The following is a 12601-nucleotide window of genomic DNA, read 5'->3' as shown; positions in this document are numbered from 1 at the left end:
GCTGACTGATGGAGACCAGTCATCGTTTAAGCGATTCTCAAAGCCCTCATTGCACTTTTGGGTCAGCCCCCGGCAACAAACGTATGAAAGATATGCACACTTAATATTCGCGTAACACTGACTCCCTATTTTTACGCCGGTAGCCACAACTCAATCTATGCCAATTCATCATCAAACAGCCTCCTTCGAGGCTTCTGTGCAGGTTTATTGGAACAAACTGTTAGCTGTCGCCGTTGCGAAAACGAATGCGCACGACGCGTTCGATATCGTACAGGATGTACTGATGGCCGCCTGGGAGAAGTGGGAGGACTTACCAAAGGATGAACAACTGGAGTATTACCTGCTCAACGCCCTTAAATTCCGTGTACTCAATTATTACCGCAGCGCTGGCCGTTACAGCGCACACCTCAAAACACTGGAAGATCTGCTCACCGGTACAATTGAAGAAGCTTCCGCCATCGAATCGGAAGCACTCATGGAAACCGTACTGAAAGAAGCCATCGATATGCTGTCGCCCCACCAGCAAAAATTATTCGTATTACGTTTACGCCACCAGTACTCCTACAAAAAGATCGCTACAGAACTGGATATCGCACCCGGCTCTGCCCGCGTACTGTACTCGCGCGCACTGGAGCAGGTGAAGGACCATATCCGCAGTAACCCCGCCTTATCTGCCCAGCTGGTTTCTGCCATGCTGTTGTTTACAATTTCTTAACGCAGGACGAGTTAACATTTCTTTTTCGCCGGGTATTCTTTTATGTATGCCAACATCACAATATCCGAATGCGAAAGCATTACTCGACAAATTTCATGCAGGCGAATGCACGCCCGAAGAACTGGCGCTACTCGATAGCTGGTACAAAGGCCTGCATAACAACGCCCCCGTCGAGCATGCGGAGTCGCAGCAGGAGCGGTTCCTGGCCGGCTTCCGGGATTATGTTGCCAAAAAACAAAAGCACAACATCCGTCCCTTAGTACGGAAGTGGGCCGCCGCCGCATCGGTCATACTGCTCGCAGGCATCGGTTACTTTTCTGCCAAACAACAGCAATTGCACAAAGCGAAGCAGGCCACTGCGGATAACATTTTTCACGTGCGTAATACCAGCGGTATGATCAAAAAGGTGATGCTGCCCGATAGCTCCGTGATCTGGATGAATGCCAATGCCTCTCTTAGCTGGAGAGAAGAAGCAGCTTCAAAAACACGATGGGTAGCGTTCGAAGGGGAAGGGTATTTTGAAGTGGAACGCAGCAGCGAACGGCCTTTCGTGATCGTAACGCGCGACGTGGTAGTGAAGGTATTGGGCACCCGCTTTAACCTGGAGGCGTACCGCGATGAAAAAATGACGCGTGTATCCCTTGCCTCTGGTAAGGTGCAGGTGTCATCTAAAGCTAACCGGCAAACACAGGCCATACTGGAGCCTGGACGCGCAGCCGCCTACTTTCCCGACGACAGCGTGCTGGTGACACATGAAATAGATACCACACTTTCCACCGCATGGATGGATGGCGGTTTTACGGCAGAACAGCTGAGTATAAAAGATGCCTTTACGCGACTATGTGAAAGTAATGGTTACGAAGTAGCCTGGCAGAATGAGCGGCGCCTTCAGAAGAAAATCACCATCGCCTTTCCAAAGCAACGATTCGGGCAAACGATGGATGCCCTGTGTTATATGACGCATAAAAATTACACGATTAAGAACAAGCTAGTAACTATTTATTAATAAGAGATGACGACCCATCTCTGAAAAATCACCAGATTATGAACCACACTTCTACGCCCGTGGCGCATAGCGCTCCAGGTAGGGGCCGTACTATGCCCATTACCAAACGGCTGCTGCTTTTTGGCTGCTGCCTGCTGGTTACCTCCGTTGGTTTTGCGCAACAGCGGGAACTGAACGAGAAAGTGAAGCTCGACATCTCCTCGGCCTCGCTGTCTACGGTGCTAAAAGCGCTCGACAAACAAAGTAATTTCTCTTTTACGTTTATCCGTGAGGACTTTGACAAGATCACCGTGCGCGACTTTCATCCCAATAACATCTCTTTGGGAGAAGCGCTGGCCATGTTGGAAAAAGTTGCCGGTATCGAATTTAGCGTGCATAACAATGCGATCATTTTTCGTAAGGCAGAAAGGCCGGCAGCGGCTGCGGTTACAGCAAACGTTGCGGTGAAAGGCCGCGTGATGATGGCAGAGGGAGAGGAGCCTATTCCGGGTGTGAGCATCTGGCAGAAGGGCACAAATAACCGCGCCATCACTAATGAAAATGGAGAATACTCGATTGAACTGTCAGACGAAAACGCAGTGCTGAGCTACAGCTTCATGGGGTACGAAACGAAAGAGATGAAAGCGAACGATCCGGCTACGGCTTCGGTAACGCTGAAGTCGACCCGCGAATCCTTAAGCGAGATCGTAGTACTCGGTTACGGTAAAGCGAAGAAAGGTGACCTGTCTGCCGCGGTATCCACCGTACCAGATATGGACCAGGTGAAAAACCGTCCCGTGTTAAACGTGGCTGCGATGATCCAGGGTAAGGTGCCTGGTGTAACGGTAATCAACAATGGTGGTCACCCGAACAGTTCTCCGCGAGTAACGATCCGCGGTATCGGCTCACGTTCTTCGGAAAATGTACTGTATGTAGTAGATGGCGTGCCTAATGCTCCTTACAATCCTGCCGATATTGAAAGTATTACGGTATTGAAAGATGCGGCATCTGCGGCAATCTATGGTGCCTTCTCCGGCTCCGCAGGTGTAATCCTGATTACCACCCGCCAGGCTAAACAAGGCAAGCCGGGCGTGGAATACAATACGTTCGTAGGCATGAAGCAAGCCTGGAGAACGCCACAATCACTTACTGCGGAAGAGGAAGCCAAAGTATCTAACCTGGCTTACACCAACGCCGGTTTACCACCGCTCAGCGGCTGGGACGCAGCTGTAAACCCATATGCACAGCAAACGCGCACGGACTGGATCGATGAAGTGTTCCGCACGGGCGTTATTCAGCGTCATACCGTAACAGTAAATGCCGGCACCGAAAAGTTCTCTACGCTGTTACAGGCGCGTTATGAGAATGAAGAAGGTACACTGCTGAATACTTATAATAAAAACATCTCCCTGCGCTTTAATGCGAACTACCAGTTTAACGATCATATCAGGCTGCGCCAGGACTTGTTCTATAACAACAACGATAATCGTGGTACGGAAACCTCCAGTGGTTACAGCGGCGTGATCCTCTCCGCCATCTATATGCCACGTTCGGCTACTCCTTACTATGCCGATGGTTCCTTCGGTGGTGTTGGTCCGCGTGAATCGCAGTACCTGGGTATCCACGGTGACGCGATCAACCCGGTAGCAACGCTGCTGCGTAACAAACCGTACAACCGCGGCAACGATCTTCAATCTGTTACTGAAGTGAATGTGACTGATATCGTGAAAGGCCTCAGTTTCCTGTCACGCTTCTCTTACCGCCAGGGTAACTCACTGTGGAAAAACTTCGAACCGAAAAGAACGGAGCCAGGTAAACCGAACGACCAGAACACGCTTTCTTACTCCACCAATAAAAGCTACCACTGGATCTGGGAAAACACGGCCAACTACGAACGTGTTTTCGGTAAACACAGCATCGCCGCGATGGCATCAATGACCGCGCAGCAGAACGGTGCCCGTTCATTCAGCGCCGCCGCGAGAGGACTGCAGGACGAGGCCGAGTGGGCACAGTTCTTCCTGAACGCTTCGGTGTTCGACCAGAACCGTCCGGGTGATAACCAGTGGGTTGACCGCAACCTTTCTTATGTAGGTCGTTTGGCGTATAGCTGGGCCGATCGTTACTTTGTAACCGGTAGCTACCGCCGCGATATTGCCGGCCGTTTGCCTGCCGATTACCGCTCCAAGGGCCTGCCGGGTCTTACCGCTGCCTGGAAAATCAGCTCTGAGCCGTTCTTTAACGTGCCCGCTGTTGACCTCCTGAAGCTGCGCGCCAGCTGGGGCCGTATCGGTAACCTCAGCTCCATCGGTACCGCTTATGGATATCCCACACTGGGTTCCGGCATTGCGTACCAGGTTGGCGAAAAGAGCCCGCAGTCTACCGCACTGTACATGGCAAACCAGTACAACCCGGCCCTGTCATGGGAAACTTCGGAACAAACGGACTTCGGTATCGATATCGCTTTGATGAACGAGCGACTGACGCTGACTGCCGATTACTTCAACAAGAAAACATATGACCTGATCTCCCGCCAGGAGCTGAACTGGACGAATACCTTCGGTTTCGGTGCTCCCATGATCAACCAGGGATTGATCCGTAACAAAGGTTTTGAATTAAGCGCTAACTGGCACGACCAGGTTGGTAAAGTGGGATATAGCGTCGGCGGTAACTTTGCTACGCTGAACAATAAGGTTGAAAAGATCGACGGCAACGCCGGTTCGTACTGGGCAGATGGCGATGTGTGGAGAGGTGTGCTGAATCCTTTCCGTTCGATCGTTGGTCAGCCTGCGTATGCTTACTGGCTGATTAAAACAGATGGTATTTTCCAGACAGATGCAGAAGCTGCAGCTTATGTTGACAAATCCGGTGCGCGCATCCAGCCCTTCGCGAAAGCGGGTGACCTGAAGTTCGTGGATAAGGACGGTAATGGCAGCATTAACGATGCCGACCGTTACTACATGGGCAGCGCGTATCCAAAAGTAACCTATGCCTTCAATGGTAGTGCTAACTGGAACAATTTCGATATCAGCTTCTTCTTCCAGGGTGTGAGCGGTGCTAAACTGTTCCACGCCTTTAAACAGACGACGCTGAATGGTTCCGAGCAAGGCTACAACCGCTGGAACAAAATCCTGGATGCCTGGTCGCCCACCAACACCGGCTCCGATATTCCAAAGATCTCCGCGAGCGATGCTAACAAAAACTTCCAGACTACATCTGACTGGTACCTGGAAGATGGCAGCTACCTGCGTTTAAAGAACCTGCTGATCGGTTATACGTTCAAAAACATGCCATGGAAAACAGCGCTGCGTGTATACGTGAGCGGTGATAACCTGCTCACCTTTACCAAATACAGCGGCATGGACCCTGAGGTAGGTGGTTATGGTATGGACGGCGGCCAGTTCCCGGTATCGCGTATTTATGCCGTAGGTGCTAAACTTAATTTCTAAGCTATTAACGATCGTACATCATGAAAAAGCCTCTTATTTACATAATGATACTGGCAGCAGGGCTTAGCGCCTGCTCCAAAGACTGGGTAGACTCCAAGCCGTATGGCGCGCCTTCAACTGCTTTCTTCTGGAAAAGTGACGAAGACCTTGAAAAAGCTACCGCCGCCATGTATGTGCCTATGGCCAATGAAGCCACCTGGGGCCGCGACCTGTTCTGGGTACAGGACGCGAGCGATGACCTGGTAGTAGGCCGCGTAAAAGCGGATGGTGAGAACATTAAAAACTTCATCCCATCCGGCCGCGAAGGTTACCTTACCGGTGGCTGGAGAGATTTGTACTGGATGATGAACAAAGCCAACCAGGCAATCGAGAACATTCCTAAAGCCGTGAACGTATCCGATGCGATCCGCGACCGGTCACTGGGTGAAGCGTATTTTATGCGTGGTTTCGCTCACTTCTGGCTCGCTTACATCTGGGGACATAAAGATCAGGGTGTACCTTTCGACGGACCTGAGAACGCGGAGTACGGCAAACGTATCCCCCCGCAATTAAAATCTGTAACCGATAACTACGCACAAATCATCAGTGACCTCGAAAAGGCCGCCACCCTGTTGCCCCTGTTCGAAAGTTATGCCGGCGAAGATCGCGGCCGCGCGCACCGCGCAGCTGCCTGGGCTTACATGGTAAAAACCTACGCTTACTGGGCACAGTACGACAATACAAAATGGGCACCGATCCCGGACCTGGCCGACAAAATCAAAAATGAAGGTAAACGCGCGCTGATCACTGGTAAAGCCAGTGCAAAAGAGAACTACCGTTCCGTATTTACCATTGCCAATAACTGGAGCTCTGAGTACATCTGGTCCGTGACTTCCGGCGCACAGGGCGGTTCGGAGTTTCCGGGTGTTATCCTGGAAAATACCGGTTGGGGTGCTTACAATGGCTGGGGTTATTTTCAACCTACCGAGGAGCTGTACCAGGAGTACGAAGCCAACGATCCACGCCGCGAGGTGACCATCCTGAAGTTCGGTGATAAGTTCACCTACTTCGGACTGGAGCGTTCTTACTTTTCTACCAACAGCCGTTCTGGCTTCCAGATCAATAAATACATGGAGCCGTTTAGCTATGGTTCCGAAGGAAAATCAGGTACCAACCCGAACGTAAACCCGAACGGTAACTACCCGACCACCACCCTCAACCTGTCCCTGATCCGTTATGCGGAGATCCTGCTGTTCAAGGCTGAGGCTTTGATCCAGCTGGGCAGGAACGGCGAGGCCGCTGCACCGCTGAACGAAGTGAGAAACCGCGTAGGTTTGGGCGATATCGCCATGCCAACCCTCAACGACCTCAAACACGAGCGTCGCTGCGAACTGGCCTGCGAATGGACCGACCGCCTGCAAGACCTGAAACGCTGGGGCGATTATGCAAAGATCAATATGCCATTACATGGCCGTATACATACCACGACTACTGATCCTGCTTCTCCCTACACCGTGAAAGAGATCTGGCCCGCCCGCAAGTTCGATCCCACCCGCCATATGGCCTGGCCCATTAGTCCGGATGAGATTTCGAGGAGCAATGGAGCGTACAAACAAACACCAGGCTGGGAATAGATTTTCAGACGATTACATGTTAAGGGCTGCCTTCGGGCGGCCCTTTCTTATTGCATCGGAGGGTTGTTACTTCCTTGCTACAGGGTAGCTGCATCCTGGCTGTTCCCTAGGCTTATCCTAGGTTCAACCTTCGTTCAGCCTACGCTTAAAATTCGTTCGTGAGCCTAAGTTGAACGAAGGTTGAACGAAGGTTGAACGTAGGATGAACCTAGGGTGTGGCAAGGAAGCAGCAAGGAAGCAGCAAGGATGTACCAGGTTTACCGCAAAAAAGGCTGACCAAAAAGTATTGGTCAGCCCTAATTTATTCGGATACCTGATGGAGACGTGTCATCGTTTAAGCGATTCACAAAGCCTTCATTTTACTTTTTGGTCAGCCCCTTCCCATTAGGTGTTTACTTTGTGAGTAACTCAATGATTTTCAACGGTATCTCGTTGTTCTGGATAAAACCGGCAAACTTCTCTGCACCCGGACCGTAAGACAGCAACGGTACCGGCAAACCGGTGTGATCCGTAGTGGTGAAGGTGCCTGTTACCAGGCCGGTGGTGTAGCTGCCGTCGTATACGATGATACCACCTGTTTCGTGGTCGGAGGTAACCAGTACGAGCGTTTCGCCGTCTTTGTCGGCAAACTGCAGGGCCTTGCCGATTACCTTGTCGAAGCTCAGGTACTCGTCGATACAGGTTTTGATCTTGTTAGAGTGGCCGCCGGCATCGATTTTCGCGCCTTCCATCACGAGGAAGAAGCCTTTGCCGTGGCTTTGCGATTGCAGGTAGGCGATGCTTTTATCAAATGTTTGTTCGATGAGGCGGAAGTTGGTGTCGTAGTTGTCGCCATCGAAACACAGTACACGTTTTCCGGAGAAAGGCGCAGTGCCGATGCCTTCCTGTACGGTAAACCCTTTCTGTTTCAGCTGCTGGGTCAACTGTTCGTCGAATGCCTTGTGTTTACCGCCTACGAGCAGCGTTACCTGGCTATTCAATACATCTTTTGCGATCTTCGCGGCATCGTTACGCTCGGCCTGGTGCGCGATAAAGGCAGATGGTGTGGCGCCGGTAATCTGGTCATTGCTGATAACCCCGCTCTTGATTCCTTTTGCGGCGAGGTTGTCTACGATGTTCAGGAGCGGGTTGCCGAGTGTGTCTACACCGATGTGGCGGTTGTTGGTCTTTTTGCCTGTGCTCATCGCGGTTGCACCGGCAGCGGAGTCGGTGTTGTAATCGTCGGCAGAGGCGGTTTGGGAGAAGCTGATATGTTTAAAGTGTGTGGCATTCAGCTGGCCGCGGTTAGCGGTAGCGGCTGCCCACAGTTGGGCGAAGCCTGCACCGTCGCTGATCAGCAGGATGACGTTTTTGGGTTTTTTACCGGCAACGTCGGTTTTATAAGTGGGCTTGTAAGGCTCGTGGGTAGCGGGCGCCGTATAAGTGTTATCGGGTAAGGCGTTGAGGAAATGTGCCATCTCACCCGGTTTATCGGTGTTGAGATAATCGATGTTCAGTTTCATGAACTCGATCCAGGCGGTGTGGGTGTCGGGGGCGCCCCAGAAACGTACTTGTTTGCCCGTCGTGTGAATAGAGTCAACGAAATGTTTCACTTTCGCCTGTTCGGTATGTACCATGCGGCCCAGGCCATTCCAGGTGGAGAATTGTTGCAGCGGTGCGCTTACGAAAGCGACGCGTTTCAGTTGGTCGGGTGTATATTTCAATTCGGCTCTGCCATCAAAAAAGAAGATGGGATCAAAGTTGGAAAAGCGCGCCGGTGCGGGCATGTCGCCGCTGATCACCAATCTTACTGCATTCGGATTTTTGGCAACGTCGAAGTGCTCGCGGATGGGCGCCAGTTTACGTTCAAGTACCTTCAGGGCGCTATCGCCGCCATTCTTAAGGTCGATGAGGAACTGAAGTTTGTCGCCGTTCGCGTACGGCTTACCGCCGTTGAGGCGCATCTCCCGCATCAATGGTTCTATGTACAATGATTCGATCGTACGCAGGGGCGATATTTCTTTCGGTGTATGCGCTACGAGCAGCTGATCACCTTTGGAAAACACATCTATCTCAATAGAAAAAAAATGATTTGCATGCGCGAGGTAAAACGGTTGCTGCTGCAAATAGTCGTTGTGCGAATGGGCATTAGCATTTACACGGTACTGCTGCGCCGTGGCCTGGCTGTACGTTCCCGCCAGCAGCATGGCCGCTATCAGCGTTTTATTGATCCCTTTATTCATCCCTATAAATTTACACGTTATCGCTATAATAAGTGTGCAAAGATACCGGGTGAATGTTAAGGGAATATTATGCTGCCTTGCGTTTGCTCTTCGTACTATTCAGACTGCGCTGCATCAGCTTTTGCACCAGTGTTTTTAGCCTTGATTTGTAGTCGGCGATCAACCAGTCGGTATAGTTTTTCGTTACCTTACCCAGGCACTTTCCATATTGTTTCACCCGCCACTGAATTTCCTGGTCCAGTTCATCTGCCAGTTCCAGCGCATGCGCAATAGATTCACCGTTCTCAATACACATCAACGCATGCTGGCGGATCGCATCACGGATCACGATGCTCGACTTTTGACCGGCATCCACCGCACGTTGGTGTGCTTCCTGTACGTCGAACGACAGCTGCAGGGTATTCGGGAATTTCGAACGCAGTTCTGAAGAAATGGATACTGTTTTTGTTTCCTGTGCCGTATGGTATTGCAGGCTTTCGATATAAGCCTCCGGCCGGTCGAAGATGAGTTGCCAGTCCATCGGCGCCTGCCAGGCCCCGAAGCGGTCGATGTTGTTACCGAGGTCGATGATCGCGAAGGTCTTCTTCTTCGGCAAACTCCTCGACCCACGACCGATCATCTGGTGATAGAGCGTAAGCGAAGTGGTAGCGCGGTTCAGGATCACGGTCTGCACCGTCGGCTCGTCAAACCCGGTAGTGAGTATCGATACGGACGTAAGGATTGCGCCTTTGGTCTTCTTAAACCATTTCAGGATGGCTTCCCGTTCGGCGGGAGCGTGGCGGTTATCCAGGTGTTTAACCGGGTAGCCGGCATCCTCGAACATTTTACACACCGCGCGGGAAGTGAATATCCCGTTATTGAATATCAGTGTCTTCTTATTCTTTGAGTGAGATTCATAAGCATGTAACAACAGGTCCAACATCGCTTTTGAAGAATACAACTCGTCGGACGTACTGATGGTAAAATCGCCGTAAATGCCTGTCTTCAAAGAGTTCAGTTCCACATCGTAGCGCCAGGTGACCGGTTTGGCGAGGTAGCCCTGCTTCACCAGGCTGGCAATGCTTTCGCCGATGATGAGCTGCTGGTAGGTTTTGTTCATCGGCAAATCCGCGTTCGAACTGAGCGGCGTAGCTGTTACTCCCACCACGATCGCATCGGGGAATTTATTCAGCAACTTCTGAAAGGCGTTGTGATGCGCCTCGTCGATAATTACCAGCCCAATGGATTTAGGGTTCAGTAAACCCTGTTTGAGGCGGTTACGCAACGTTTCCACCATGGCCACGTAACAGTCGTGCTCCTGCTTTTTCGGCAGCTGCTTAACGGCACTGTTGATCACCTTGGTTTTGATGTCGAGCTTTTTAAGGGTAGTGGCGGTCTGACTGCACAACTCTACGCGATGCGTGAGCACCATCACTTTGTGGCGGCTTTGCTGGATGTACCATTTGGCGATTTCGGAAAAGATCCTCGTTTTACCGCCGCCCGTAGGCAATTGATATAGTATCCTGGCTCCGCCGGATGCATTTGTCAGTTGTTCAAAAAGTAGGTGAAGGTCGCGCTCCTGGTAAGGATACAAGCCGGTTGGCGCAACAGTGTTGTTTGCATTTCTCATAATTCAACCACGGTTAATTCCCCGCTGTGTGGCAGCGGCATTCCGGGTAGTATATCAAACCTGGGGCCATAAAACAACGGCGGATGGCCATAGTAGCCATCCGCCGCGGGAATCGTATCTGTCTGAAACTAGTACCCCGGATTCTTCACCAGGTTGTAGTTCACATTCAACTCATCGATAGGGATGGCCAGCCATACGGTTTTCGGATGTTCGAAAATACGGGTGCCTGATTCCTGCATGGGTACGCGCTTGTAAAAGTCGGCCATGGTGCGGCCTTTCAGGTTCCAGGACTGTGGCTTTTTATTCATTACCACATTCGCCTCTTTCCAGCGACGCAGGTCGTGGTAGCGGCGGCCTTCCATCAGCAGTTCTACCGAACGCTCCTGGTGCATTACTTTGCGCAGTGCATCCCCGGTAGGAATGCCGCCCGCCAGCGCCCAGGAAGCTTCAAAGTTAGGCAGGCCGCTGCGTGTCCTGATCTTATTCAAATGATTCAGGGAGGTCTGGCTCAACGTTCCACTAGCCTCGAAGTCGGCTTCCGCGTAGTTCAGGTACAGTTCCGCCAGGCGCAGGTAAGGCAATACCATCGTCTTGAAAGTAATCGCCTTGGTGGTATTATTCCAGTACACACTTTTATGCATGAACTTCTTCAGCACATAACCGCTGGCCGATTGATATTCGGCGTTATCGTTATTCAGATCACCCTGTAACTCGCCCGCACGGCAGCGGAGGATGAGTGTATCGTTGTTAAATGCCATCTTGCCACGGTCGAAGCCTACGGATGCATAGAAGCGTGGCTCACGGTTACGGTGCAGCCGTACGGTGCTGTCGCCCGGCGCAACTGCGTACAGATCGAGGGTCCTTGTTTCCGGATCTACATCCATGGGCAAACCATTCTTCGAGTAGTACATTTCCACGGCTTCCATCGTAGGCACATAGTTGCCGCGGAAGCTGGCGGTGTTGTAAGGTAATACTACACGCGGACCACCCGTATGCTGGATCGTTTGTATCACGGTAGGGTTACCCAATGCGTGAATAAATTCATCTGTATTAAAAGCAGGTTCACAAAAAGCATCGTGGTAGTTACGCTCACCCTGGTCGAACATAGAAATTGCTGTTCCCGAAGGATTGGTGTACAGCCTGTAGCCATTCGCCTCCGCCATTTCGATCGCATCCTGTGCAGCATCGCGCGCACGCACCCATTTGTCAGGGTCGTAGGTGAGGTTCATGAGGGCCTTGCCGTTTTTGTTCTTGAACTCAGCGTAGTCAGCGGCGTTGCCGTTGTATTGCGGACTGGCAGCCATCAGCAGCAGGCGCGATTTGTAAGCTTTAGCCATTACGCCGGTAGCATAACCCAGCTCGTTCGTCGGACGGGTAGGTGGGAGAAGAACAGCGGCTTCGTCATATTTAGTAGCAATGTAATCCACACACTCGTCGTAAGTAGAACGCGGCACATACATCTGCTCTTCCGGCGCGTTCAGCGAGATGTTACTTTTCTCCAGTACGATCGGACCATAATATTGCAGCAGCAGGTGGTGATAATAAGCGATGAGGAATAACGCTTCGCCTTTCCAGTAATTGCTGTTTTGCTGGCTGAGGCTCGGTACCTTGCTTACGTTCTCTAAAAGCAAGTGGCAGTAACGAATCGTGCGGTAGATGGCGTGGCTGGTAGAACCAGTGGTGCCGGCTTTGGAGCCCATCAGCTGGAAGTAGGAGTTGTTCGGTGTTTCCTCTCCGTACAACAGGCTTTTATACGGGTACCAGCGGGTAGTGCCTTTCGGACTGGTAATCATATCGTCGCCAGCCAGCCAATCGGGTGTAAAGGTGTGATAGAAGGTAGGCGGTATTTGTGAATAGAGTGTATTTACAAACTGTTGGCACTGTTGCTCCGATTTCCACACGTCGTCCAGGCTGGCGGTGCCTTCCGGAACTACGTCGAGGTATTTGTTACAGGCGGTAAAGCCTATGGTGGTGAGCAGGAGCGCGAGGATATATCTGTTCCGTTTCATGA

At 51.5% G+C, this 12601-nt stretch carries 7 protein-coding genes; 4 read left to right on the top strand and 3 right to left on the bottom strand.

Features of this window, described 5'->3' with window-relative positions; genetic code table 11:
- Positions 1-157: 157 nt before the first annotated feature.
- From MKQ68_RS14070 to MKQ68_RS14055, 4 genes are read left to right on the top strand one after another with little or no spacing between them, the layout of a single operon-like run.
- Complete coding sequence (locus MKQ68_RS14070; protein ID WP_264279688.1) at positions 158-715, top strand: RNA polymerase sigma factor; 558 nt, start codon at positions 158-160, stop codon at positions 713-715.
- 46 nt (positions 716-761) lie between these two features.
- Positions 762-1721, top strand: a complete 960-nt coding sequence (locus MKQ68_RS14065) for a FecR family protein (RefSeq protein WP_264279687.1) — start codon at positions 762-764, stop codon at positions 1719-1721.
- Positions 1722-1759: 38 nt separating this feature from the next.
- Positions 1760-5146: a SusC/RagA family TonB-linked outer membrane protein gene (locus MKQ68_RS14060; RefSeq protein ID WP_264279686.1), complete on the top strand. Its 3387-nt coding sequence runs from the start codon at positions 1760-1762 to the stop codon at positions 5144-5146.
- Positions 5147-5166: 20 nt separating this feature from the next.
- Entirely contained in the window at positions 5167-6759 is a 1593-nt protein-coding gene (locus tag MKQ68_RS14055; RefSeq protein ID WP_264279685.1) for a RagB/SusD family nutrient uptake outer membrane protein, read from the top strand.
- A gap of 392 nt (positions 6760-7151) precedes the next feature.
- Here MKQ68_RS14055 and MKQ68_RS14050 read toward each other — a convergent pair whose 3' ends face one another.
- The 3 genes from MKQ68_RS14050 to MKQ68_RS14040 form a co-directional block, all read right to left on the bottom strand.
- Positions 7152-8981 carry an alkaline phosphatase gene (locus MKQ68_RS14050; RefSeq protein ID WP_264279684.1) on the bottom strand — a complete coding sequence of 610 codons (1830 nt, stop codon included), beginning with the start codon at positions 8979-8981 and terminating at the stop codon, positions 7152-7154.
- 67 nt (positions 8982-9048) lie between these two features.
- The gene (locus MKQ68_RS14045; protein WP_264279683.1) at positions 9049-10590 is read right to left on the bottom strand and encodes a DEAD/DEAH box helicase; all 1542 of its coding nucleotides are present in this window, start codon (positions 10588-10590) and stop codon (positions 9049-9051) included.
- 128 nt (positions 10591-10718) lie between these two features.
- A complete protein-coding gene (locus MKQ68_RS14040; protein ID WP_264279682.1) occupies positions 10719-12599 on the bottom strand; it encodes a RagB/SusD family nutrient uptake outer membrane protein in 1881 nt (626 codons plus the stop codon).
- Between the last annotated feature and the right edge of the window lie 2 nt (positions 12600-12601).

The sequence above is a fragment of the Chitinophaga horti genome (assembly GCF_022867795.2).
GTDB classification, from domain to species: Bacteria; Bacteroidota; Bacteroidia; order Chitinophagales; family Chitinophagaceae; genus Chitinophaga; species Chitinophaga horti.
The sequence above is the reverse complement of the archived record's forward strand: the minus strand, read 5'-3'. Positions and strand labels throughout refer to the sequence as shown.

What these genes read in the sequence shown, in the direction of transcription:
- MKQ68_RS14070 (WP_264279688.1), top strand. Translation starts at nt 158, where the DNA reads ATGCCAATTCATCATCAAACAGCCTCCTTCGAGGCTTCTGTGCAGGTT.
- MKQ68_RS14065 (WP_264279687.1), top strand. Translation starts at nt 762, where the DNA reads ATGCCAACATCACAATATCCGAATGCGAAAGCATTACTCGACAAATTT.
- MKQ68_RS14060 (WP_264279686.1), top strand. Translation starts at nt 1,760, where the DNA reads ATGAACCACACTTCTACGCCCGTGGCGCATAGCGCTCCAGGTAGGGGC.
- MKQ68_RS14055 (WP_264279685.1), top strand. Translation starts at nt 5,167, where the DNA reads ATGAAAAAGCCTCTTATTTACATAATGATACTGGCAGCAGGGCTTAGC.
- MKQ68_RS14050 (WP_264279684.1), bottom strand. Translation starts at nt 8,981, where the DNA reads ATGAATAAAGGGATCAATAAAACGCTGATAGCGGCCATGCTGCTGGCG.
- MKQ68_RS14045 (WP_264279683.1), bottom strand. Translation starts at nt 10,590, where the DNA reads ATGAGAAATGCAAACAACACTGTTGCGCCAACCGGCTTGTATCCTTAC.
- MKQ68_RS14040 (WP_264279682.1), bottom strand. Translation starts at nt 12,599, where the DNA reads ATGAAACGGAACAGATATATCCTCGCGCTCCTGCTCACCACCATAGGC.